Origin of the sequence: Streptomyces sp. NPDC127098 (assembly GCF_042722465.1) — a bacterium.
GTDB lineage: Bacteria > Actinomycetota > Actinomycetes > Streptomycetales > Streptomycetaceae > Streptomyces > Streptomyces millisiae.
In genome coordinates this window covers 92307-114678 of record NZ_JBHXFJ010000019.1, presented here as the reverse complement: position 1 = coordinate 114678, position 22372 = coordinate 92307, and the positions used below count along the sequence as shown (strand labels likewise).

The following is a 22372-nucleotide window of genomic DNA, read 5'->3' as shown; positions in this document are numbered from 1 at the left end:
GTTCCTTTCATGCCGAAGGCGCGAGGACTCTCCTCGTGCCGGTGGTGCAGCCGTTCCGGGCGGGGACGGCCAAATCCAAACGCCCGGAACGGACATCTCTCTCATTCGTGGTGCGGGTTGCCGGATGGCGGTTGCTCGTCCTCCACCCGCGTTGCGGTGCTGGCCTGCTCTGCTCGGGCGTCGCCGTCCGCCGGGGCTCAACGTGGCTCCGTCGACCGCCGGTTCGCCTCGGCCACCAGCGGGCCGAGCGACTCGCTCAGCGTCACCGGCTCTACGTCCTCCGGCGAGGCAGCCCACTCGCACCCACCGCCCAACGGCCGCAACCACATCCGCCCGCCCTCGTACGCCATGACCCGACCGACGCGCTCCCGCGCGGTGTCGCGGGCAGTGGACCCGATATCCACGGCGAGGGAACGAGGACGAGGATCTTCGCTGGCGTGCGTCATGTCGGCAGCTCCTTGGTGGCTGTTGGCCGTGCCCCGAGGCGGTCGCACCGTCGTCGGGCTTTTCGTCTGGCCAGATCCTTTTCGGGTGGACCGGCGCCCGGCCATCCCGCGGAGCTATGGCGGCGGCCTATAGTCGCCCTATGGTCGATCACGCTCCGGAACTGTGGGCTCACCCAGGGCTGGTCGCCGCGATGGCGAGCGAGGACTGGGGTGCGGTGTTCCGGCTGTATCGCGGACTCACCGGGGTCAGCCAGACGCGGCTGGGGGAGCGCGTCGGGTTGGTGCAGCCGGACGTCTCGGCGATCGAGCGGGGGCGTCGTCGGGTGACCTCGCGGGAGGTACGGCAGCGGATCATCGAGGGGCTCGGCGTTCCGGCCCAACTTCCCTATCACCAGGGGGCGGTGGCGAGACTGAGTCTGCCGGCCGTGGCGCCTGACCCGGATCTGCTCGACCGCGTGGCGGGGGTGGTCGAGGACGGTCGGCCGGTGGACGCGGCGACGTTGGACTGGCTGGAACGGCTGCTGGCGGAACACCGGCGCGCGGAGGACGTCATCGGCTCGCGACCGCTGGCCGGGGTGATGCGGCGGCAGTTGGACACGGTGGTCGCCCTACACGGCCAGGCCCGGGGCGAGTTGGCGACCCGGGTCGTGCGGCTCGCTTCGGAGCACGCGCAGTTCCTCGGCTGGATGGCGCAGGACCAGGACGCGAGCGCCGCAGCCCTGGCCTGGTACGACCGCTCCCACGAGTGGGCCCTGGAGGCCGGGGACCCGAACATGGCCGCGAGCACGCTCAACATGAAGGCGCACATGGCCTGGTCCAAGGGGCGCGCCGAACGGTGTGTCGGGCTTGCCGAGGCGTCCCGCTGGTCCGCGCCCGGCGCAACGCTCGGAGTGCGGGGCATGGCGGCGCAGATGGCCGGCCGGGGGCACGCCCTCGCGGGGCGGGACGACGACGCCCGCCGAGTGCTCGACGAGGCACAGGAGTTGATCGCCCGAGCGGCGGCACGGCCGGAGGACGAGCCGCCCTGGCTGTACTTCTACGACGAGACGTGGTTCACCCTGCAACGCGGCATGGCCCTGATGCATCTGCGGGCCTGGCCGCAGGCGATCGAGCACCTCACCGCCGGGCTCGCGGCGCTCCCGGGCGACTACCGGCGTGACAGCACCTGGTACCGGGCCTGCCTGGCCCGCTCCCTCGCGGGCGCCGGTGAGCTGGACGCGGCGCTGGCGGTCGCCCTGGACATCGTCCCCGACGCCGCCGAGGTCGGCCGACCGCACTCCTGGAACGAACTCCACAGCACAGCAGCGGTGTTGCTCCGCCACGCTCCCCGCGCCGGCCGCCACCTCGTCGAGGTGCTCAGGGACGAGGACTGACGCCGCTGCGGCGTCGCTGGTCTCCGGGGCGGTTGCTTGGTTTCTCCAAGGCTGCCGTCGCAGAAGGGACGGCGCGTCCCTCCCCCTCCCGCCGGCGGAGCCGCGGCGACCTGCCGGTGGGTGGTGCGGCGCCGGGTCAGCGACAGGACGGCGGACCGGTCACCTGGTCAGTCGCCACGAGCTGGCGCTTCGCGCCGGGTGACGATCGCCGCCAGCGCGTTGGCCACGAACTCCGCCTTGGCCTCGGTGTACGCCTCCCGGTCGTCGCCGTGCCGGTCGGAGAGGCGTCGTTTCAGGGCCTCGTACCGTCGGGCCAGCGCCGCGTCGTCGCGGAGCGCGTCGCGGAAGGCGAGTTGGTCGTGCCAGCGGGGGTGGCCGGCCGGGAGGAGGTGCAGGTGGGCCTCGCGGCGCAGCCCCGCCGTGTCCGGCTTGACGTAGAAGCGGCGCCAGGGGCGGCGGTCAAGCTCCGGCGGCACGTGGTGCCAGCCGTCCGCCGTCAGGGGGCCCATGGCCGTGTCCAGGTCGGTCACGGACGCCATCAGGTCGACGATCGGCTTGGCGGCGAGTCCGGGGACGGCCGTGGAGCCGACGTGTTCGACGCCGTCGACCAGCCAGGGGGCGAGGATCCCGGTCAGCCGTTCGCGTTCCGCGCGGCCCCGGACCGCCCACCGCGGGTCGGGCGGACGCAGCTCGGCTCGCTCGTACGCCCACGCGGGGGTCGGGTCGTTCATCCCGGCACCCTAGCCGGACGTGGCCGGAACCGGCCGCTGTGGAACGGGGAACGGCGCCGCTAGAGTCCGCGCATGAAGGCAGCGGTGCACCACAGGTACGGGCCGCCGGAGGTGGTCCGGGTCGCCGAGGTGGACAGGCCCGTGGTCGCGGCGCGGGACGTGCTGGTGCGGGTGCACGCGACGACGGTCAACCGGACGGACTGCGCGTACCGGGCGGCCAGGCCCTTCTTCGTGCGCGCGCTCACCGGTCTCGTCCGGCCACGGCGCCCGGTGCTCGGGTGCGAGTACGCGGGGGTGGTGGCGGCGGTCGGCGACGGCGTGACCTCGTTCACGGTCGGCGACCGGGTGTTCGGGTACAACGAGGGCGCGTTCGGGGCCCACGCCGAGTACCTGTCGGTTCCGCAGGACGGCGCCATCGCGACCATGCCGACGGGCGTCAGCTTCGAGGAGGCCGCTCCCGGAACCGAGGGTTCGCACTACGCGTTGGCGTTCATCCGGGCCTCGGGCGTGCGGGCCGGGGACGACGTCCTCGTGTACGGCGCGACCGGCGCCATCGGCTCGGCGGCGGTGCAACTCCTGAAGCACGCCGGGGTCACGGTCACCGCGGTGTGCGACACGGCGCACCTGGCGCTGGTGAGGGAGCTGGGCGCGGACCGGGTCGTCGACCGCGCGGCGCAGGACTTCACCCGGGACGAGCAGCGCTACGACGCGGTGTTCGACGCGGTCGGCAAGAGCACGTTCGCTCGCTGCCGGCGGTTGCTGAAGCCGGGCGGGGTGTACCTGTCCTCGGACCCGGGCCCCTGGTGGCAGAACCTGGTCCTGCCGCTCGTCACGCCCCTGTTCCGCGGCAGGAAGGTGAGGTTCCCCCTGCCGCGGCACGACCAGGAGATGGTGCGGCGGCTGCGCGACCTGATCGGGTCGGGCGCCTTCCGGCCGGTCGTCGACCGGCGGTATCCCCTGGAGCGCGTCGTCGAGGCGCACCGCTACGTCGAGAGCGGGCGGAAGGTCGGCAACGTCGTCATCACCGTCGTGCCGCCGCACTGAGCTCGGCCGGCGGTGCGGCGCCGGCGTCAGATGACCGGCGGGCGGCCAAGACGCGTCATGCGCCAGACGGTGCGCCAGCGGATCGGGCGGCGGGGCCCGCACGGGCGGCGGAGGCCCTCGGCGAAGCCGGCGAACCAGGCGCGGAGGCCGGGGAGGGAGCGGTTGCGGGCGACGGTGAGGAGGAGCCAGGTGGTGAGGTAGGCGGGGATCAGCGGCAGCGGCAGGTGGCGGCGGGCCAGCCAGACGCGGTTGCGGGCGGTCATCCGGTAGTAGACGGCGTGCCGCGCCGGCGAGGTGCGGGGGTGCTGGAGCAGCAGCGCCGGCTCGTAGACGACCTTCCAGCCGGCGTCCAGCGCGCGCCAGGCGAGGTCGGTCTCCTCGTGGGCGAAGAAGAACTCCTCCGGCCAGCCGCCGGTCTCCTCCAGCATGCGGGCGGAGAGCGCGTGGCCGCCGCCGAGGAAGGTGGTGACCTCGCCGGCCCGCATCGGGTCGCCGGCGCGGAGCCGTGGGACGTGGCGGCGCTGGGTGTGGCCGGTCTCGTCGGCGATGCGGAAGCTCACGATGCCGAGTTGGGGGTCGGCGGCGTACATCTCCTGGATGCGGGTGAAGACGCCGTCGTCGACGAGCAGCCCGTCGTCGTCGAGGTCGATGACGACGTCGACGTCGCCGAAGGCGTGGAGCGCGGCGAGGGCGGCGTTGCGGCCGCCGGTGACGCCGCGGTTCTCGGGGAGCTCGACCGTGGAGACGGGCGCCGGGTAGTCGGGCAGTTCGGTGCCGTTGCCGACGACCACCACGCGGGTGGCGGGCGTGCGCTGGCGGGCCACGGACTCCAGCAGCGCGGCGACCTCGGCGGGCCGGTCGCCCATGGTGAGGATCGCGACACCCAGGCGCGGTGAGGACACGGGGCACTCCACAACTCGGCGACAGCTTTCGGCAATTCCCGAGATGCTAGCCGTTCACCCTCCCGTGGGGTTCACGCAACCCGGGGGAACGGGCTGTCAAGCAGTGTGCGACGCGATCGCCGCGCCGACCACGGCGACGCGCCGGGCGAGGTCGGCGGCGGGCACCTCGACCAGCTCGTAGCCGAGGTCGCGGTAGGTCTGCTCGTGGATCCGCTCGAAGGCCAGCGAGTCCTCGAAGCTGATCCGCCGGGCCGGCGTCGGCTCGCAGAACCCGAGGTTGCGGACGAAGAACACCCGCCGCTCGTAGACCTCTTCTGCGGCGATCCGGTGGAGCTCGGCCCTGAGCGCCCGGGGCACGGGCAGGCCCAGGTGGGTGGCGAGGGCGAGGGTGCAGACCGGCGACCTGTCGTACACCTGGACCGTGCCGGTCGTCGGCGCGGCCAACTGCCGCCGGCGCTGGAGCGCGACGATCTCGTCGAGGAAGAACGGGCGTCGCCACGGCTCGTCCTCGCCCCGGGTGTGGGCCCGGGCGATGACGGCCGTCGCCGCCTCCTCGACGACGCTGTGGCCGAGCTCGGCCAGGCCGCGCAGGATCGAGGTCTTGCCGGCGCCGGGTGTGCCGGTGAGAACGTAACGCCGCATGCCGGGGGGAAGCCTTTCGTACGGGAGTGGGGGTCGGGCCGGTGACGGGCGGAACCTCGAACGGCGGGTGGGCCGGAGACGCCAGCGGTGCCCGGGCGTCGCACGCCCGCGGCGTACGACATCGTGCTCGCCCCAGTACAGCCCCGGGCGCGGGCGGTCGTCAACCGCGGTTGAGGACGCGGGTGACGCCGGCGACCAGCGCGGTGGTCAGCAGCCAGCCGGCGGCGACCAGCGCGTAGGCGAGGCCCTGGAGCGGGGGCGTGGTGAAGTGCCAGGCGTTGCGCAGGCCGAGGCCGGCGATGGGGATCAGCAGGTCGAGGGTGTACACGAGGGGGTTGAACGGGGCCGCCTCGTCCGGTTTGGCGGCGGTCGGCTCGCCGGCGGCGAAGGCCGCCGCGCCGAGCAGCGTGAGCAGCGCCAGCCAGGCGCCGGCCAGCCAGGGGCGGTAGCCGTAGCCGACGGTCGCGTCGAGCACGTGCCCCCAGGCGCGGGCGGCGGGGCGCAACGTCGTGCGCCGGTGCCGCTGCTGGGCGAGGCGGACGGCCCTGGCCTCGTGGTCGTGGCCCAGGGACTGGTAGGTGGCGGCCAGCTGCTGGTACGGCTGCGGCCGGTAGCCGTCCGGGTCGTGCCGGGGCAGGGTGAGCCGGCGGGCCGCCGGCAGGTGGGGTTCGAGGGCGCCGTAGACCAGGCCGTCGACGTGGGTGGGTGCCTTCGGCGGGTCGGCGTCCGGGAGGTGGAGGACGTCGACCCGGGCGTGGCGCAGGTCGACGGTGCCGGTCACCTGCTCGGCGCGTAGGTCGAGGACGCGCGCGCGGAGGTTGCGGCAGGTCAGGGCGGCGCGGCCCGGACTGGCCAGCCGGGCGCCGGTCAGGATCAGTGCCTCGCCCAACCGGGCCTCGGGCAGGCGGACTTCGCCCTCGGCCCGGAATCCGTTGTCGCCCACGATGCCGCTGCCGACCTCCATCCTTGCGCCGTCGAGCGCCACGCCGCCCGGGTTGGACAGGTGGGCGTCCTGGAGCAGCAGGGCGCCGTCGAGACGCGCGTCGTACAGGGTGGCGCCCGGTGCCGTGATCCGGGTGTGCATCAGGTCCAGGTTGCCGCCCTCCACGGTGATCCGGCTGGCGCCGAGGCCCGGGAGACGGGAGCCGGCGAACCCGGTCGCCCGCAGCCGGGCCGCGTACAGCTGGGGTCTCTGCTCGAACCAGCACCGTTCGAGGCGCAGCACGCAGCAGGCCTCGGCGAAGACCAGCTTCAGCCGGCCGGTGACCCGGGCGCCCACCAGGTGGACCACCGGGGTCTCGCCAGGCCGGACCTCGGCGCCGCCGAGCACCAGGGCGCGCACCACCTCGGCGCGCACCGAGCGGTCCTCCCCCCACCGCTCGCCGCCGGCCGGATCGTCCGACGCGGGGTCGCCGGTGCGCAGGTCCACCCGCTCGCCGGTGGCGAAGGCGTCCCACAACAGGCGCTCGGGCGGCGTGAGTTCGGCGTAGGACAGCACTCGGGCACGGTACCCGGCCGGGGGACTGCGGGTCAGGACGGGCGGACGCCGGCGTAGAACGGCATGTAGTCGATGGACTCGTAGCGGACCACGGCGCCCGGCTTGGGGGCGTGGATCATCATGCCGTCGCCGACGTAGAGGCCGACGTGGCTGATGTCGTCGTAGAAGAAGACGAGGTCGCCGGGTTGCAGCGCGTCGCGTGAGACGCGGGTGCCGGCGTTCACCTGGTCCCAGGTGACGCGGGGCAGTTCGACGCCGGCGGCGCGCCAGGCGGCCTGGGTGAGGCCCGAGCAGTCGTAGGAGTTGGGTCCTGTGGCGCCCCACACGTACGGCTTGCCGAGCTGGGCCTCGGCGAACGCGATGGCGGCCTCGGCGCCGCTGGCGGCGGTTGCCGGCGCCTCCGGCGTCTCCTCGGCCGGCGGCTCGGCGGCCTCGGCCTCCGCTTCCGCCGCCGCGGCCTCCTCGGCGGCCAGCCGTTCCCGCTCCTGCCGCTGGCGTTCGGCCTCGGCGGCCTGGCGCTCGGCCTCCTCCCGCTCAAGACGTTCCAACTCGTCGAGTTCGGCCTGCTCCTCCGCGGACAGCTCGTCGAGCATCGCCCGCGCCTCCGCGAGCATGGCCTGCACGGACTCCTGCTGCGCCTGGAGTTCGGCCTGGCGCTCCTCGAGCGCGACCAGCGCCGCGCCGGCCTCCTCGCCGCGCGCCGCGGCGGCCTGCTGGCGCTCGGTGTAGTCCGCCAGCGCCTGCTGTTGGGAGTCGCCGAGCCGGTCCAGGGTGTGGGTGCGGTCGAAGAAGGCGCGCGGGTCGGTGGACAGCAGCAGCGCTGCGGTGTCGCTCAGCGCGCCGCCCCCGCCGGTGCGGTACTGGGCCGCGGCGAACGAACCCAGCGCCCGCCGGGCCTCGTTGACCCGCTCCGTCTCCTGGGCCGCCTCGGTGAGCAGCTCATCGACGGCGGTCTGCTGCTCGTCCACCGCCTCCTGGGCCTCGTTGTAGTGCTGGGTGGCGGTGCCGGCCTCCCGGTAGAGGCGGTCGACCTCCTCCCGCACCTCCAGGGCGCGCTCCCGCGCGGCCTCCGCCCGGTCCCGCTGCTCCTCGATGCCGGGTGGTTCTTCGTCGTCGGCCGAGGCGGCCTGGGTGAGCAGCGTCATCGAGGCCAGCGCCGCGGCACCCACGCTCACGACGCCCCGGCGCGCGGCCGGGGAGTGGAGCAGTGCGGTGCGGCCGCGTGGCTTGCGGTGGGAACCCAAGGCCGGTCTCTCCTTTTCCCTCCCGCCCACCGGTCGGTTCCCCACGTCCGCCGGCCTGTCGGCTGGCCGGCCAATCCCTCGCGTGTCCGGTGAACGGCGGCGGCCCGCGGAGCCGGGTTCGGCCCTCGGGGTAACGAGCCACCTGGGGGTGCACGGTAGCCACCCGCCGGGAGCTTTGGGAAGACCGATGTGCGATATGCCCGAAACCAAACCGTGACCATCCCGGGTCGGGGCGGCGCCCCGGGAGCCTAGACTCGGGGGTGATGAGCGGCCTCTTCGACGACAGCGCACTGGCGGGCCTCGGACCCATGGGGGGACACGAGGAGCCGCCGCCACCCGAGCCCGACGCCCACGCGTACGAGCCCGAGTACGAGCGGGAGGAGATCCCGGACGACCTGTTCGCCGGCACCTTCGCCGAGCCGGGGCGGCCCGAGGAGGACGCGTACTACCGCAACGGCGCGCCCAGGCCGGTCGGCGACCCGGCGGCGCTGATCGAGGGGCTGAACGAGCAGCAGCGCGCCGCCGTCACGCACAGTGGCTCGCCGCTGCTCATCGTGGCCGGCGCCGGCTCGGGCAAGACCCGCGTGCTGACCCACCGCATCGCCTACCTGCTGGCGGCGCGGAACGCGCACCCGGGCCAGATCCTGGCGATCACCTTCACCAACAAGGCCGCCGGCGAGATGAAGGAGCGCGTCGAGGAGCTCGTCGGGCCGCGCGCCAACGCGATGTGGGTGATGACCTTCCACAGCGCCTGCGTCCGCATCCTGCGCCGCGAGAGCAAGCTGCTCGGCTTCACCTCCAGCTTCTCCATCTACGACGCGGCCGACTCCAAGCGCCTCATGGCGCTGGTCTGCCGGGACCTCGACCTCGACCCCAAGCGGTTCCCGCCGAAGTCGTTCAGCGCCAAGATCTCCAACCTCAAGAACGAGCTGATCGACCACGAGGACTTCGCCGCCCAGGCGTCCGACCAGTTCGAGAAGACCCTGGCCGAGGCGTACACCCTCTACCAGTCGCGGCTGCGCGAGGCCAACGCGCTGGACTTCGACGACATCATCATGACCACCGTCCACCTGCTGGACGCCTTCCCGGACGTGGCCGAGCACTACCGGCGGCGCTTCCGGCACATCCTGGTCGACGAGTACCAGGACACCAACATCGCCCAGTACACGCTGATCAGGCTGCTGGTCGGCACCGAGGACCCGGGCGAGCTGTGCGTGGTGGGCGACGCGGACCAGTCGATCTACGCCTTCCGCGGCGCCACCATCCGCAACATCCTCCAGTTCGAGGAGGACTTCCCGAACGCCACCACGCTGCTGCTGGAGCGCAACTACCGCTCCACGCAGACCATCCTCTCCGCCGCCAACGCCGTCATCGCGCGCAACGAGGACCGCCGCCCCAAGAGCCTGTGGACGGACGAGGGCGCCGGCGCCCGCATCACCGGCTACGTCGCCGACACCGAGCACGACGAGGCGCAGTTCGTCGCCGACGAGATCGACCGGCTCTCCGACCAGGGCCAGGCCAAGCCGGGCGACGTGGCCGTCTTCTACCGCACCAACGCCCAGTCCCGGGTCTTCGAGGAGGTGTTCATCCGGGTCGGCCTGCCCTACAAGGTGGTCGGCGGCGTCCGCTTCTACGAGCGCCGCGAGGTCCGCGACGTGCTCGCCTACCTGCGGGTGCTGGCCAACCCCGAGGACACCGTGCCGCTGCGCCGCATCCTCAACGTGCCCAAGCGCGGCATCGGCGACCGCGCCGAGGCGATGATCGAGGCGCTGGCACTGCGTGAGCGGATCTCGTTCGCCCAGGCGCTGCGCCGGGTCGACGAGGCGTACGGAATGGCGGCCAGGTCGGCCAACGCGGTCAAGCGGTTCAACGTGCTGCTCGAGGAGTTGCGCACCGTCGTCGAGTCGGGTGCCGGGCCGGCCACCGTGCTGGAGGCGGTGCTGGAACAGACGGGCTATCTCGCCGAGTTGCAGGCGTCCACCGATCCGCAGGACGAGACGCGGATCGAAAACCTTCAGGAACTCGCCGCCGTGGCGCTGGAATTCGAGCAGGCCCGCGACGAGGACAATCCCGGCACGCTGGCCGAGTTTCTGGAGCGGGTGGCGCTGGTCGCCGATTCCGACGAGATCCCGGACGAGGCGGAGGACGGCGGAGTCATCACGTTGATGACGCTGCACACCGCCAAGGGCCTGGAATTTCCCGTGGTGTTCCTCAGCGGCATGGAGGACGGCGTTTTTCCCCATATGCGCTCGCTGGGAAAGACCAAGGAGTTGGAGGAGGAGCGCCGGCTCGCCTACGTCGGCATCACCCGGGCCCGTAAGCGGCTCTACGTGACGCGCTCCACGATGCGCAGCGCCTGGGGCCAGCCGCAGCACAACCCGCCGTCCAGGTTCCTCGACGAGATCCCCGAGGAGCATCTCGACTGGCGGCGCTCCGGGGCGGCCGTGTCGGCCCCGACACCCTCCGTGGCCAGCGGTTCCGGGATCAGAGGGGCCGGGGCCGCGCCGCGCGCCCGCGGCTTCGCCACCGGCCGCGTCAAGGACCGGCCCGTCGTGGCGCTCGCGCCGGGCGACCGGGTGACGCACGACACCTTCGGCATGGGCCGGGTCGTCTCGGTGCAGGGCAGCGGCGACCGGGCCGAGGCCACCATCGACTTCGGCGGCGAGAAGCCCAAGCGGCTGCTGCTCCGATACGCCCCGGTGGAAAAGCTCTGAACACGCCTCTGTAGTGTTCCCGATATGTCACAGACCGGGGAAAGGGCTTGTGGTACGCGCCGGGTGAGCGATTAGCTGCCTGCGGCAACTCGTACTCCAGTTCCTTCTGTCCCCGGAGTACGTATCACATCGGATTCCCAGGGGGAACACCATGAGTCAGCCCTGGCAGCCGCCCCAGCCGGGAGACGGCGCCGGCCAGCAGCCGCCACAGCAGCCGGGCGGCGCGCCGCAGTACGGCCCTCCCCAGCCGTACGGCCAGCCGCAGCAACCTCCGCAGCAGCCGGGCTATGGTTACCCGTCGCAGCCGCCGGCCCAGCCTCAGCCGGGCTACGGCTACCCGCAGCAGCCGCCGCAGCCGAACCCGTACGGCGCCCCACAGCCCTACGGCGCGCCCGGCGGCTACCCGCCGGTGCCGCAGCCGGGCGGCGGCCCGAAGCAGAACGTGCTGCTGGCCGTCGTGCTCTCCGTGGTCGGCGCGCTGGTCGCGGCGCTGCTCTACGGCCTGATCTACTACGCCCTGTACGACGAGGCCACGCGCGAGTTCACCCAGCCCTTCTACGTCCTGGTCCTGGTCGGCGTGTTGGCCGCGCTCGGCCCGGCCTTCTTCGCCAAGGGCAACTGGGGGCTCTACGTCGTCGCCGCGGTGCTGGCCGTGGCGGCGGGCATCGGTGGCGAGCTCTTCGGCACCGCGATGGTGCTCAGCGAGCACATCTTCGGCGGCATCGACGGCGCCCCGGGCACGTTCGAGATCATCACCAGCTATCCGGGCGACCTCTGGGACGCCTGGGACGCTGGCAACAAGACGATCAACTACGTGCTGTTCGCCCTGCCGGCGGTCGCCGCAATCGCCTTCAGCGCCGGTCTCATGCGCCGCCGCTGACGGCACACGCCCCGACAAGCCGAAGGGCCCGCCAACTCCCCGGGGAGCGACGGGCCCTTCGGCTTGTCGTGTGCCGATCACGCCGGATCGGGCCTGATCAGGTCGGTTCGAGGCCCTGGTTGCGCAGCCAGGTCAGCGGGTCGATGGGGGAGCCGCCGCCGGGGCGCACCTCGAAGTGCAGGTGCGGGCCCGTGGAGTTGCCCGAGTTGCCGGAGTAGGCGATCACCGTGCCGGCCTGGACCGAACCCGACTGGTAGGCGGTGCTGTCCAGGTGCGCGTACCAGGTCTCGGTGCCGTCGGCGGCGGTGAGGATCAGCAGGTTGCCGTAGCTGGGGTGCCACTGGGTGCGGACCGTGCCGTCGGTGGCGGCCAGCACCGGGGTGCCGTAGCTGACGGGGAAGTCGATGCCGGTGTGGTTGGACATCCAGTTGACGCCCGCCTGGCCGTAGTAGGCGCTCAGGCCGCGCTGTTCGACGGGGAGGAAGAACTTCGGCCGCATCGCCTCGATCCTGGCCGCCTCGGCGGCCGCCGCCTCGGCCTCGGCCTCCTGCTGGGCCTCCAGGTCGATGCGGCCCTGGGTGCGGCTCGCGCGCTCCGCGTAGTCGCCGGCCGCGGCCTGGACGCTGGTCAGCTGGGTGTCGAACTCGGCGTTGGCGGCCGCGCGTTGGGCCTCGTCCGCCGGGTCGGGCGCGGCGACGGGCGCGGGTTCGTTCCCGGTGTCCGTGCCGGACTCGGAGACGGTGGCGGCCGTCGCGACCGCGGTGACGCCGAGGACGGCGAGGGAGGGGGCCGCGACGCTCAGGAAGGCGGAACGGGCCCGGGGCCGGCTGACGCGACGCCGGCCACGGCCTGGCCGGCCGGCCGGCGCCGGGGCGTCGGGCGCGTCAACCGAGTCGGCCGGCGCGGCGGAGTCGGGAAGCTCGTCGGCGGCCGTCGCGAGGTCGGGTTCGGGCTCCATCTCGACCCCGGTGCTCGGGGTGGTGTCGTAGCCCGGTGTGGTGTCGTAGGCGGCGTCCGGCTGCTCGGCCTGGGGCGCGGCCTCGAACTCCGGGGTGGCGTCGTAGTTCCCCGCGGCGTCGTACGCGGCGGCGCCGCTGTCGGCCCCGGCCTGCTCGCCGTAGCCGGCGACCTGCTGCTGGTGGAACTCCGGGCCGTAGGCGGCGCCGTAGGTGCCGTCGTACTCCTGGTACCCCTGCTGGTCCTGATGGCCCTGCTGACCCTGGAGGTCCTGGTAGGCGGCGACGCCCTGTGCGGGGGTCTCGTGAAGATCCCCGGCGCCGTAGCCGCCGGCGTCCCACTGGCCCGCCTGCTGCTGGAGGTACCAGTCCTCCACGCCCTGCTGGGGCGGGATGGTGGCCGTGGCGACCTGCTGGGGCTCGGCGGCCCACTGGCCCTCGGCTCCCCACTCGCCGTAGCCGCCGTGCTGCTGTCCCTGCGCGGGGTCGCCCCACTGCTGGGTGGGGGCGGCCTGCTGGGGCGTCGTGCCGTAGGGATCGAGAACGTCGTATGCGGCGTAGGAGCCGTAGCCGGAGTGATCCGAGTGTTGGTCGGTCACGCCGGACAGCAGACGATCGCTCACCGATTATGCCTTTCGGCTCGACGACAGGAGCAGGGGTGGGGTCCCAGCGGCTGCAGTTCGGCGTGACTGTACCGGCCGGTGAGCGGCGGCCACAATCTTTCCCGGTCCGTTCGCGGGTTTCGGTGAGTCAGGAAACGGGCAATAGCCCGCCTTTCGGCGGACCGCGCATTGATGCCGCACGATTTGTTCGATATCTGTTCGAATTTATCGGGGGTGGGAATCACCCAGGGTGCGCGCGCCTCCCGCGCCGGCCCTCCATGGGGGATCCTGGACGTTAACGACCGTTAGCTCCGGCGCCGTGGCCGGGCGACTTGGGAGGCTCAGCATGGGTGTATCGGGTCCGATTCGCGTCGTCGTCGCCAAACCGGGACTCGACGGCCACGACCGCGGCGCCAAGGTGATCGCCAGGGCGCTGCGCGACGCGGGCATGGAGGTCATCTACACCGGGTTGCACCAGACGCCGGAACAGATCGTGGACACCGCGATCCAGGAGGACGCCGACGCCATCGGCCTCTCCATCCTCTCCGGCGCGCACAACACGCTCTTCGCCCGGGTGCTGGAGCTGCTGCGCGAGAAGGACGCGGCCGACATCACCGTCTTCGGCGGCGGCATCATCCCCGAGGAGGACATCGAGCCGCTGCGGGCCCTCGGCGTGGCCGCGATCTTCACACCCGGCGCGCCCACCGGCGAGGTGGTGGCCTGGGTCACCGAGCACGTCGGGCTCGCCCACCGCTCCTGACACTCCCGGCAGCTCCCGGCGCCCCCAGCGGAGCGCCTGGTTTCGCGGGGCCCCGGACGGGAAAGTCTGTTCCCGTCCGATCTCGCCCCGGCGCGCGCCGCCGGAACCCCGCGTGAGCGGGTCGGTGCGGGGCGAACTGTGACAGGTCTCACCACTCTGGTGTGACCCGCGATTTATGAGCCCTCAGGGCCCCCGGATACGCTCGACGTCGGACTTGCCGCGTGCGTCAGCAAAGGCCACCGAGCCTCGCGCCGCGGCCACGCGGCACGCCCACGTCGACAACGACCGCGAGACCACTGACTGAGGGACGGACGCGCGTGGACCTGTTCGAATATCAGGCGAGGGACATCTTCGCCAAGCATGACGTGCCGGTGCTGGACGGTGAGGTCATCGACACGCCGGAGGCGGCGCGTGCGGCGGCCGAGCGCCTTGGCGGTCGCGTGGTCGTCAAGGCGCAGGTGAAGACCGGTGGCCGCGGCAAGGCCGGTGGCGTCAAGCTGGCCGCCGACCCCGAGGACGCGGTGGCCAAGGCCGGCGCCATCCTGGGCATGGACATCAAGGGGCACACCGTCCACCGCGTGATGCTGGCGCAGACCGCCGACATCGTGGACGAGTACTACGTCTCCTTCCTCCTCGACCGCACCAACCGCACCTTCCTCGCCATGGCCTCCGTCGAGGGCGGCATGGAGATCGAGGAGGTCGCCGCCACCAAGCCGGAGGCGCTGGCCAAGATCCCGGTCGACGCCATCGAGGGCGTCACCGCCGAGAAGGCCCGCGAGATCGTCGCGGCGGCGAACTTCCCGGCCGAGGTAGCCGACCAGGTCGCCGACGTGCTGGTGCGGCTGTGGGACGTCTTCATCAAGGAGGACGCCCTGCTCGTCGAGGTCAACCCGCTGGTCAAGACCGGCGACGGCCGGATCATCGCGCTCGACGGCAAGGTGTCCCTGGACGCCAACGCCGAGTTCCGCCAGCCGGAGCACGCGGCGCTCGAGGACAAGGCCGCCGCCAACCCGCTGGAGGCCGCCGCCAAGGAGCGCGGCCTCAACTACGTCAAGCTCGAGGGCGGCAACGTCGGCATCATCGGCAACGGCGCCGGCCTCGTCATGTCCACCCTCGACGTGGTGGCCTACGCGGGCGAGAAGCACGGCGGCGTGAAGCCGGCGAACTTCCTGGACATCGGCGGCGGCGCCTCCGCCGAGGTGATGGCCAACGGCCTGGAGATCATCCTGGGCGACCCCGAGGTCAGGTCCGTCTTCGTCAACGTCTTCGGCGGCATCACCGCGTGCGACGCGGTCGCCAACGGCATCGTGCAGGCGCTCGCGCTGCTCAAGTCCAAGGGCGAGGACGTCAACAAGCCGCTGGTCGTCCGCCTCGACGGCAACAACGCCGAACTGGGCCGGAAGATCCTCACCGACGCCGACCACCCGCTGGTCGAGCAGGTGAACACGATGGACGGCGCGGCCGACCGGGCCGCCGAACTGGCCGCCAAGTAGTCCGGACGAGGATCGACAGGACAGACGAGGACAAGAAGAGAAAATGGCTATCTTCCTCACCAAGGAAAGCAAGGTCGTCGTCCAGGGGATGACCGGCTCCGAGGGCCAGAAGCACACCCGGCGCATGCTGGCCGCCGGCACCAACATCGTCGGCGGCGTGAACCCGCGCAAGGCCGGCCAGAAGGTCGACTTCGACGGCACCGAGGTACCGGTCTTCGGCGGCGTCAAGGAGGCCATCGAGGCCACCGGCGCCGACGTCACCGTGATCTTCGTGCCGGAGAAGTTCACCAAGGACGCGGTCATCGAGGCGATCGACGCCGAGATCCCGCTGGCCGTGGTGATCACCGAGGGCATCGCGGTGCACGACACCGCGGCGTTCTGGGCCCACGCCGGTGCCAAGGGCAACAAGACCCGCATCATCGGCCCCAACTGCCCGGGCCTGATCACCCCCGGCCAGTCCAACGCGGGCATCATCCCGGCCGACATCACCAAGCCGGGCCGCATCGGTCTCGTCTCGAAGTCCGGCACGCTGACCTACCAGATGATGTACGAGCTGCGTGACCTGGGCTTCTCGACGTGCGTCGGCATCGGCGGCGACCCGATCATCGGCACCACGCACATCGACGCGCTGGCGGCGTTCGAGGCCGACCCCGAGACCGACCTGATCGTGATGATCGGCGAGATCGGCGGCGACGCGGAGGAGCGGGCCGCGGACTTCATCCGCGAGAACGTCTCGAAGCCGGTCGTCGGCTACGTGGCGGGCTTCACCGCGCCCGAGGGCAAGACGATGGGCCACGCCGGCGCGATCGTCTCCGGCTCGTCCGGTACGGCGCAGGCGAAGAAGGAGGCGTTGGAGGCGGCCGGCGTCAAGGTCGGCAAGACGCCCTCCGAGACCGCGCGCCTCGCGCGCGAGGTCCTGGCCGCGGCCTGAGGTTCGCCGACTCCTTTACCCCCCGCCCACCCGCGCCGCCGCTGCGCTCGGCCGCGACCGCCCTCCCGGCTCCGCCGGGGGTTCTCCCCACCCACCCGCCCTTTTCGGCGCTCCGCGCCCGTAGCGGCTTCGCCGCCGGGCCGATGGCCGCGCGCCGGCCTGCGGCCGTACCGGCGGGATGCCGGTGGGGTGGGTGGGCGGGGAAGACCCGGCGGAGCCGGGCAGGCGGCCGTACCGGCGGTACGCCGAAAGGGGCGGGTGGGCGGGGGAAGCTCCCCGGCGGAGCCGGGGGTGGCCGAGGCCGAGCGCAGCGGCGGCGCGGCAGGGTGGGAAAAGCAGGTTGTCGGTGTGCCGGCGGGGGTTGGGAGGCCCCGCTTGGCAGCATGGCCGGCGTGTGGGACCTTTCGCTCGGCAGATTCCGTGTCCGCTGGTGGTTGGAGGGCGCGCTGGCCGCCGCGCTCGGGCTCGCCATCGTCACCGTGCCGGTGCTGCTGCTGTGGACCGTCACGCCCTATCCCGGCATCGGGCCAGGCGTCGCGCTGCGGACCGCCGCCGATCTGTGGCTGCTGGGGCACGGCGTCGAACTGGTGCGCACGGACACGCTCAGCGGTGTCCCCGCGCCGGTCGGGTTGACGCCGCTGCTGTTGGCCGTCCTGCCGGCCGCCCTCCTCTACCGCGCCGCGCGGGGCACGGGGCCGGCCGCCGCGCTGTCGATCCTCGCCGGCTATCTCGTGGTGGCCGCCGGCGCGGCGGCGGTCGGCACCGCGCCGTACGTGTCGGCCGCCCGGCTGCCGCTGTTCGCCGGGGCCGTCACGCTGGTCGTGGCCCTCGCCGCGGGTGACGGCCGGGTCGGGGCCGCGGGGCGGGCCGCGTTCGCCGGTGCCGTGGCCTGCTGCGGCGTCGGCGCCCTGCTGGCCGCCGGGGCTCTGCTGAGCCACGCCGGCGTCGCGCAGGAGGTGTTCGCCGCGCTGACCGACGAGTGGTCGGGGCGGATCGGTCTGCTGCTGCTGGCCGGCGCGCTGGCGCCGAACGCGGCCGTGTGGGCGGCCTCCTACGGGCTCGGGCCCGGCTTCACGCTCGGCGCGGACAGCCTCGTCGGGCCGCTCGTCGTGCGCGGCGAGCCGGCGCTGCCCGAGTTCCCGCTGCTGGCGATGGCGCCGGCCGGGCCGCTCGACGCGCCCTGGGCGTGGGCCGTGGTCGCGCTGGTGCCGGCCGCCGTGGTGCTGGTGGTGGCGTGGTTCGTGGCGCACGCGGCCGTCCCGGTGCGCGACTCGCGGGCGATGGCGGACGGCTGGTGGGCGACGGCCGGCACCGCGCTGCTCGCCGCGCTCGGCGCAGGGCTGGTCATGGGCGGCCTCGCGGCGCTCGCCGGCGGGCCGCTCGGCACGGCCGCGATGGCGGAGTTCGGGCCCGTGCCCTACCTGGTGGCCGGGGCGGCGGCCGCCTGGACGGCCGCGCTCGCCACTCCGGTGGCGCTCACGCTGCGCGCCTGGCGGCTGCGTGGCGCCCGCAAGTCCCGCGAGCAGCGGATCCTGGAGGAGCTGCGGCTCACTCCCGTTCGCCGAAGTACGGGCGGAGCTGGCTGGGTAGCAGGTTCTCGCAGGATGCCCGGGACGGGGCGGTGAGCGCGTCGTCGACGCAGTCGAAGTAGTCCTTGTAGACGAGTTGCATGGTGTACGAGGCGGCGACCAGCAGCAGCGCGGCGCCGGCCAGCACCACCCCGGAGATGGCGGAGGCGCGGCCGGGGGACGGCGCCTGGCGGGCCGCCGCCTGGCCCGCGGGCCCGGTCACCGGCGGTCCTGCCGGCGCGCTCCGGCCGGCCTGCCCGCCCTGGAGGGCGGCCACCCGGCGCTCCCTGGCCTCGGGGCTCTCCTTCGGTCCGCCGCGCAGTGAGCTGATGCCCCAGTACAGGGCGAGCGAGCCGAGCAGCAGGGCCAGCCACTCCCAGCCGAGCGCCGCCGTCAGCACGCCCCACATGCCGGCCAACATCGCGTAGCGGGCGTGCCGCTGCGCCGGGTCGGACGGGTCCCACCGGCCGGGGCCGGCCGGGCCGGCGCCGGGGCCGCCGTCCTGGCCGCCGGTCGGTTCGCCCCAGCGGCCGCTGCCGCGGCGCGGCTGCCGGCTGCTCCACTGGCTGCCCCAGCGCGGCCGTTGGCCGTCCCGCTCGCGGTCCTCGCCGCCGTCCGCGCCGTCGCCCTGGCCGCCGTCACGGCCGTCGCCCGGGAGGTGACGCGGCTGCCAGGGTCGGTCGGGCGCGCCCTCGGGCGGCGGGGCGAAGGGGTTGTGCTCCTCGTCCGACCGGTCCTGGGGTTCGGAGGCGCGGCGTCGGTCCGTCATGGTGGTCGTCGGGTCTCCCTGCTAGGTGCGTTGCTTTCGACCGTACCTGGAGCGGACCGCCCCACGGCACGGGGGGAGTGAGGCGTGCCGGTATCGTTGCCGGGGACTCCCCCGCGAGGCCCGCCGGTGAGGCGCAGAGACGCAGAGAAAGTTTTCGCAGTGCCCCTTCCAGCTGAGCCGGCGGCGCCGGCGCGCGTCGTCGTACTGGTATCCGGTTCGGGCACCAACCTCCAGGCCCTGCTCGACGCGGTGGCCGAGCGTGGCCCGGCGTACGGCGCCGAGGTGGTGGCGGTGGGCGCCGACCGGAGCGGGATCGAGGGTCTCGCACGGGCCGAGCGAGCCGGGTTGCCGACGTTCGTCTGCCGGGTGCGGGACTACGCGACCCGCGAGGCGTGGGACGCGGCGCTGGCCGAGGCGGTGGCCGAGCACCGGCCCGACCTGGTGGTGTCGGCCGGCTTCATGAAGATCGTGGGCGCGGCGTTCCTGGGCCGCTTCGGCGGTCGCTTCGTCAACACGCACCCCGCCCTGCTGCCGAGCTTCCCCGGCGCGCACGCGGTGCGCGACGCGCTCGCGCACGGCGCGCGGGTCACCGGCTGCACCGTGCACTTCGTCGACGCGGGCGTGGACAGTGGGCCGATCATCGCGCAGCGGGCGGTGGAGATCAGGGACACCGACGACGAGGCCGCGCTGCACGAGCGGATCAAGGACGTCGAGCGAGGGCTGCTCGTCGAGGTCGTGGGGCGACTCGCCCGGGACGGCTACAGCATCGAGGGACGGAAGGTGTTTATCCCATGACCGGCGAACACGGCGATCTTGAGGCGCGGCGCCCGGTGCGCAGGGCGCTGATCAGCGTCTACGACAAGACGGGGCTCGCCGAGCTGGCCACCGGCCTGCACGCGGTCGGGGTGACGCTGGTCTCCACGGGATCGACGGCCAGGACCATCGCGGAGGCCGGCGTGCCGGTCACCGAGGTGGCGGACGTCACCGGCTTCCCCGAGATGCTCGACGGCCGGGTGAAGACGCTGCACCCGAGGGTGCACGCGGGCATCCTGGCCGACCAGCGTCTCGACGCGCACCGGGATCAGCTCGCCGAGCACGGCATCGAGGCGTTCGAGCTCGTGGTGGGCAACCTGTACCCGTTCCGGAAGACGGTGGAGTCGGGCGCCTCGGTCGACGAGTGCGTGGAGCAGATCGACATCGGCGGCCCCTCGATGGTGCGCGCCGCCGCCAAGAACCACCCGTCCGTGGCGGTCGTGGTGGACCCCGCGCGGTACCCGGAGGTGCTGGCGGCGGTCGAGGGCGGCGGGTTCACGCTGGCCCAGCGGCGGCGCCTGGCGGCCCGCGCGTTCCAGCACACCGCCGAGTACGACGCGGCGGTGGCCGGCTGGTTCGCGCAGCTGGACGCGCCCGAGGGCGAGTTGTTCATCGAGAACGCCAACCTGACGTTCACCAGGGAACGGGTGCTGCGCTACGGCGAGAACCCGCACCAGGCGGCCGCGCTCTACGGGGACGGCAGTGGCACCGGGCTCGCCGCAGCCGAGCAGCTGCACGGCAAGGAGATGTCGTACAACAACTACGTCGACACCGACGCCGCGCGGCGTGCCGCCTACGACCACGAGCAGCCGTGCGTGGCGATCATCAAGCACTCCAACCCCTGTGGCATCGCGGTCGGTTCCGACGTGGCCGAGGCGCACCGGAAGGCCCACGCCTGCGACCCGCTGTCCGCCTACGGCGGGGTGATCGCGGTCAACCGGCCGGTGTCGGTGGCGATGGCCGAGCAGGTGGCGGAGATCTTCACCGAGGTCATCGTGGCCCCCGGCTACGAGGACGGCGCGGTGGAGGTGCTGGCCCGCAAGAAGAACATCCGGGTGCTGCGCTGCCCGGAGGCGCCGGCCGCCGGCACCGAGTACCGGCCGGTGGACGGCGGCACGCTGGTGCAGGTCACGGACCGGCTCCAGGCGGCGGGCGACGACCCGGCCGAGTGGCGGCTGGTCGCCGGTGAGCCGCTGCCGGCCGCCGAGCTGGCCGATCTTCAGTTCGCCTGGCGCGCCTGCCGGGCGGTGAAGTCCAACGCGATCCTGCTGGCCAGGGACGGCGCCACGGTCGGCGTCGGGATGGGCCAGGTGAACCGGGTGGACTCGGCGCGGCTCGCGGTGCGGCGCGCCGGCGAGGAGCGGGCGGCCGGCTCGTTCGCGGCGTCCGACGCGTTCTTCCCGTTCCCCGACGGGCTCGAGGTGCTGATCGAGGCGGGCGTGCGGGCGGTGGCGCAGCCGGGCGGCTCGGTCCGCGACGAGCAGGTGATCGAGGCGGCGAAGGCCGCCGGCGTCACGATGTACCTGACCGGCACCCGGCACTTCTTCCACTAGGGCCTGTCTGACAATCCCCGGCGGGCTCGCGACGGCTAGCATCCCGCCTGGCTGCGTTGCCGAATCGCGCGAGTACGGCCAAGTACGAGCTGCGATCCGGCGCCTTGCCAGCCGGGCGCCATCCGCCGCTCGCTGATCCACCGGGAATTATCAGACAGACCCTAGGTCCTGTCCGGGCTGATCCGCGAAGATCGCCCGACAGGGCCTGGCGAGGGCCGCCCGTCGGCCGGACGGCTCGGCGCCCCGCAGGGGGCACCGGGCCGCCATGGCCGTAGGTGTTCCTCATTCCGCTTCACCCAGCGGAGCGTCACGGCTGGGGTCGGTGCAGGAGGTTGACGACGACCTCGTGCAGGATCTCGTGGTCGCGCGGGTCGTGGAGGCGGTAGGGGCCGCCGTCGATGGTGTACCACTCGGCGGCCCCCGCGTAGCGGACGCGCAGGGTCAGGGTGCCGTCGTCGGCGGCGCCGGTGTGGAGTTCGAGCTCCCCGGTGATCACGCCGACCTCTCTGGTCATCACCCCGCCGCGGGGCGCGGTGAAGACGGAGTACCTGTCGCTCATGCCTCCACTTCATACCCGCTGGGTCAGCAGGAGTTGAGCATCTCGTCCAGCGCGTCGGCCTCGGCCTGGTCGAGGGTGAGCTCGTACACGTACTTCACGTGGATCCACATCTCCGCGTAGACGCAGTGGAACCCCTCGGCCGGCGGCTGCCAGTCGGCCGGGTCCTGGTCGCCCTTCGAGCGGTTGGACGCGGCGCTGACCGCGATCAGCTGCGAGGTGGTGAGGTCGTTGGCGAACTCGCGGCGCCGGTCCCTGGTCCACTCGTCGGCGCCGGAGCGCCAACCCTCGGCCAGCGGCACGACGTGGTCGATGTCCAGTTGGGACGGGTCGGTCCAGGTGGTGTCGTCGTAGGGGCTGAACCAGGTGCCGGCGACGGGCCGGCAACTGCCCGGCGCCAGCTCCACGTTCTCGCCGTCGCGGATGAGGACGCTCTGTCGGGTGGTGCAGCCCTTGACGGTGATCCAGTGCGGGAACTCGTCGCGCGAGTAGCCGGCCATCGAGCCCGGCGGTTCCACGGTGAGGGCGGCGAGTTCGGTGCGTGCCTGCTCCTCGTCGGGGATGTCGGGAGGCAGGGCGTCGGCGGGTGTCGCGGTGGCCAGGGCGAGCAGCAGCGCGGCCAGCAGTGTCGCCAGGGTGGCGACCAACCGGCGTGCGTGGGTGGGGGGTTGCGGGTGGCGCATCAGGAACCTCCGTAGAGGTGTGGGGAGTTGCCTGATGACCGGTCTACCCGAATTGTGTCGTGCTCATGATCCACTGGGCGGTGCGGTCGATGCGCCACGCCTCCCCGAACGACCGCGTCGCCCGGCCCCAGTGGAAGCCGCCGCACCAGGGGGTGGGGCAAGGGGTGTAAGAAGGCCCCACCGGCACAGGGGTTGAGAGGCGGGGGGGCCGTAG

Annotated in this window: 20 protein-coding genes; 10 read left to right on the top strand and 10 right to left on the bottom strand. The window is 73.1% G+C overall.

Translation table 11 applies throughout. The features are described from left to right. Window positions 1-197 precede the first annotated feature (197 nt). On the bottom strand, window positions 198-446 hold the full coding sequence (locus ACFWI8_RS15195) for a hypothetical protein (protein ID WP_387090639.1): 249 nt from the start codon (window positions 444-446) through the stop codon (window positions 198-200). Between the two features lie 140 nt (window positions 447-586). Between ACFWI8_RS15195 and ACFWI8_RS15190 the strand changes: the two genes are divergently transcribed. Continuing rightward, window positions 587-1819, top strand: a complete 1233-nt coding sequence (locus tag ACFWI8_RS15190) for a helix-turn-helix domain-containing protein (RefSeq protein WP_387090637.1) — start codon at window positions 587-589, stop codon at window positions 1817-1819. A 167-nt stretch (window positions 1820-1986) separates the two neighbouring features. On the opposite strand, the gene ACFWI8_RS15185 is transcribed toward ACFWI8_RS15190, so the two are convergent. Beyond that, window positions 1987-2550 carry a GrpB family protein gene (locus ACFWI8_RS15185; RefSeq protein ID WP_387090634.1) on the bottom strand — a complete coding sequence of 188 codons (564 nt, stop codon included), beginning with the start codon at window positions 2548-2550 and terminating at the stop codon, window positions 1987-1989. 72 nt (window positions 2551-2622) lie between these two features. Between ACFWI8_RS15185 and ACFWI8_RS15180 the strand changes: the two genes are divergently transcribed. Next, window positions 2623-3594, top strand: coding sequence for an NAD(P)-dependent alcohol dehydrogenase (locus ACFWI8_RS15180; RefSeq protein ID WP_387090631.1), 972 nt, complete (start codon window positions 2623-2625; stop codon window positions 3592-3594). Window positions 3595-3620: 26 nt separating this feature from the next. On the opposite strand, the gene ACFWI8_RS15175 is transcribed toward ACFWI8_RS15180, so the two are convergent. The 4 genes from ACFWI8_RS15175 to ACFWI8_RS15160 all read right to left on the bottom strand — a co-directional run bounded on the left by ACFWI8_RS15175 (window position 3621) and on the right by ACFWI8_RS15160 (window position 7880). After that, the gene (locus ACFWI8_RS15175) at window positions 3621-4496 is read right to left on the bottom strand and encodes a glycosyltransferase family 2 protein (protein ID WP_387090628.1); all 876 of its coding nucleotides are present in this window, start codon (window positions 4494-4496) and stop codon (window positions 3621-3623) included. A gap of 96 nt (window positions 4497-4592) precedes the next feature. Then, complete coding sequence (locus ACFWI8_RS15170; protein ID WP_387090625.1) at window positions 4593-5138, bottom strand: AAA family ATPase; 546 nt, start codon at window positions 5136-5138, stop codon at window positions 4593-4595. Between the two features lie 160 nt (window positions 5139-5298). Continuing rightward, complete coding sequence (locus tag ACFWI8_RS15165) at window positions 5299-6636, bottom strand: oxidoreductase (protein WP_387090622.1); 1338 nt, start codon at window positions 6634-6636, stop codon at window positions 5299-5301. Window positions 6637-6668: 32 nt separating this feature from the next. Then, window positions 6669-7880, bottom strand: coding sequence for an NlpC/P60 family protein (locus ACFWI8_RS15160; protein ID WP_387090619.1), 1212 nt, complete (start codon window positions 7878-7880; stop codon window positions 6669-6671). Between the two features lie 263 nt (window positions 7881-8143). Between ACFWI8_RS15160 and pcrA the strand changes: the two genes are divergently transcribed. Continuing rightward, window positions 8144-10594, top strand: coding sequence for a DNA helicase PcrA (gene pcrA, locus ACFWI8_RS15155; RefSeq protein WP_387090616.1), 2451 nt, complete (start codon window positions 8144-8146; stop codon window positions 10592-10594). Window positions 10595-10745: 151 nt separating this feature from the next. Then, the gene (locus ACFWI8_RS15150) at window positions 10746-11474 is read left to right on the top strand and encodes a hypothetical protein (RefSeq protein ID WP_387090613.1); all 729 of its coding nucleotides are present in this window, start codon (window positions 10746-10748) and stop codon (window positions 11472-11474) included. A gap of 97 nt (window positions 11475-11571) precedes the next feature. Here the strand turns inward: ACFWI8_RS15150 and ACFWI8_RS15145 are convergent, their stop codons facing one another. Beyond that, window positions 11572-13053 (bottom strand): M23 family metallopeptidase, encoded by a 1482-nt coding sequence (locus tag ACFWI8_RS15145; protein WP_387090610.1) that lies wholly within the window; start codon window positions 13051-13053, stop codon window positions 11572-11574. 325 nt (window positions 13054-13378) lie between these two features. Between ACFWI8_RS15145 and ACFWI8_RS15140 the strand changes: the two genes are divergently transcribed. The 4 genes from ACFWI8_RS15140 (at window position 13379) to ACFWI8_RS15125 (ending at window position 17841) form a co-directional block, all read left to right on the top strand. Next, the gene (locus ACFWI8_RS15140) at window positions 13379-13792 is read left to right on the top strand and encodes a cobalamin B12-binding domain-containing protein (protein ID WP_387090608.1); all 414 of its coding nucleotides are present in this window, start codon (window positions 13379-13381) and stop codon (window positions 13790-13792) included. 317 nt (window positions 13793-14109) lie between these two features. Further along, window positions 14110-15285, top strand: coding sequence for an ADP-forming succinate--CoA ligase subunit beta (gene sucC, locus ACFWI8_RS15135; protein ID WP_387090605.1), 1176 nt, complete (start codon window positions 14110-14112; stop codon window positions 15283-15285). Between the two features lie 43 nt (window positions 15286-15328). Continuing rightward, window positions 15329-16216 carry a succinate--CoA ligase subunit alpha gene (gene sucD, locus ACFWI8_RS15130; protein WP_387090603.1) on the top strand — a complete coding sequence of 296 codons (888 nt, stop codon included), beginning with the start codon at window positions 15329-15331 and terminating at the stop codon, window positions 16214-16216. Window positions 16217-16608: 392 nt separating this feature from the next. Further along, window positions 16609-17841, top strand: a complete 1233-nt coding sequence (locus tag ACFWI8_RS15125; RefSeq protein WP_387090600.1) for a DUF6350 family protein — start codon at window positions 16609-16611, stop codon at window positions 17839-17841. Here the strand turns inward: ACFWI8_RS15125 and ACFWI8_RS15120 are convergent. Beyond that, the gene (locus ACFWI8_RS15120) at window positions 17765-18553 is read right to left on the bottom strand and encodes a hypothetical protein (protein WP_387090597.1); all 789 of its coding nucleotides are present in this window, start codon (window positions 18551-18553) and stop codon (window positions 17765-17767) included. The genes ACFWI8_RS15125 and ACFWI8_RS15120 overlap by 77 nt on opposite strands. Window positions 18554-18712: 159 nt before the next feature. Here ACFWI8_RS15120 and purN point away from each other — a divergent pair, with 159 nt between their 5' ends. Together purN and purH are read left to right on the top strand one after the other, a co-directional pair. Next, entirely contained in the window at window positions 18713-19348 is a 636-nt protein-coding gene (gene purN, locus ACFWI8_RS15115) for a phosphoribosylglycinamide formyltransferase (RefSeq protein WP_387090594.1), read from the top strand. After that, the gene (gene purH, locus ACFWI8_RS15110) at window positions 19345-20919 is read left to right on the top strand and encodes a bifunctional phosphoribosylaminoimidazolecarboxamide formyltransferase/IMP cyclohydrolase (protein WP_387090592.1); all 1575 of its coding nucleotides are present in this window, start codon (window positions 19345-19347) and stop codon (window positions 20917-20919) included. Before purN ends, purH begins: the two co-directional genes overlap by 4 nt. A 307-nt stretch (window positions 20920-21226) precedes the next feature. Here purH and ACFWI8_RS15105 read toward each other — a convergent pair whose 3' ends face one another. Both ACFWI8_RS15105 and ACFWI8_RS15100 read right to left on the bottom strand, forming a co-directional pair. Then, window positions 21227-21478 carry a hypothetical protein gene (locus ACFWI8_RS15105; RefSeq protein WP_387090589.1) on the bottom strand — a complete coding sequence of 84 codons (252 nt, stop codon included), beginning with the start codon at window positions 21476-21478 and terminating at the stop codon, window positions 21227-21229. A gap of 23 nt (window positions 21479-21501) precedes the next feature. Then, window positions 21502-22158, bottom strand: a complete 657-nt coding sequence (locus ACFWI8_RS15100) for an HNH endonuclease family protein (RefSeq protein ID WP_387090587.1) — start codon at window positions 22156-22158, stop codon at window positions 21502-21504. Window positions 22159-22372 lie beyond the last annotated feature (214 nt).

Excerpts from the sequence above, each read along its gene's own strand:
- ACFWI8_RS15170 (WP_387090625.1), bottom strand. The coding sequence starts at position 5,138 with ATGCGGCGTTACGTTCTCACCGGCACACCCGGCGCCGGCAAGACCTCG.
- ACFWI8_RS15195 (WP_387090639.1), bottom strand. The coding sequence starts at position 446 with ATGACGCACGCCAGCGAAGATCCTCGTCCTCGTTCCCTCGCCGTGGAT.
- ACFWI8_RS15140 (WP_387090608.1), top strand. The coding sequence starts at position 13,379 with ATGGGTGTATCGGGTCCGATTCGCGTCGTCGTCGCCAAACCGGGACTC.
- ACFWI8_RS15105 (WP_387090589.1), bottom strand. The coding sequence starts at position 21,478 with ATGAGCGACAGGTACTCCGTCTTCACCGCGCCCCGCGGCGGGGTGATG.
- sucD (WP_387090603.1), top strand. The coding sequence starts at position 15,329 with ATGGCTATCTTCCTCACCAAGGAAAGCAAGGTCGTCGTCCAGGGGATG.
- purH (WP_387090592.1), top strand. The coding sequence starts at position 19,345 with ATGACCGGCGAACACGGCGATCTTGAGGCGCGGCGCCCGGTGCGCAGG.
- ACFWI8_RS15185 (WP_387090634.1), bottom strand. The coding sequence starts at position 2,550 with ATGAACGACCCGACCCCCGCGTGGGCGTACGAGCGAGCCGAGCTGCGT.
- ACFWI8_RS15100 (WP_387090587.1), bottom strand. The coding sequence starts at position 22,158 with ATGCGCCACCCGCAACCCCCCACCCACGCACGCCGGTTGGTCGCCACC.
- ACFWI8_RS15190 (WP_387090637.1), top strand. The coding sequence starts at position 587 with ATGGTCGATCACGCTCCGGAACTGTGGGCTCACCCAGGGCTGGTCGCC.
- ACFWI8_RS15120 (WP_387090597.1), bottom strand. The coding sequence starts at position 18,553 with ATGACGGACCGACGCCGCGCCTCCGAACCCCAGGACCGGTCGGACGAG.
- pcrA (WP_387090616.1), top strand. The coding sequence starts at position 8,144 with ATGAGCGGCCTCTTCGACGACAGCGCACTGGCGGGCCTCGGACCCATG.
- ACFWI8_RS15180 (WP_387090631.1), top strand. The coding sequence starts at position 2,623 with ATGAAGGCAGCGGTGCACCACAGGTACGGGCCGCCGGAGGTGGTCCGG.
- ACFWI8_RS15150 (WP_387090613.1), top strand. The coding sequence starts at position 10,746 with ATGAGTCAGCCCTGGCAGCCGCCCCAGCCGGGAGACGGCGCCGGCCAG.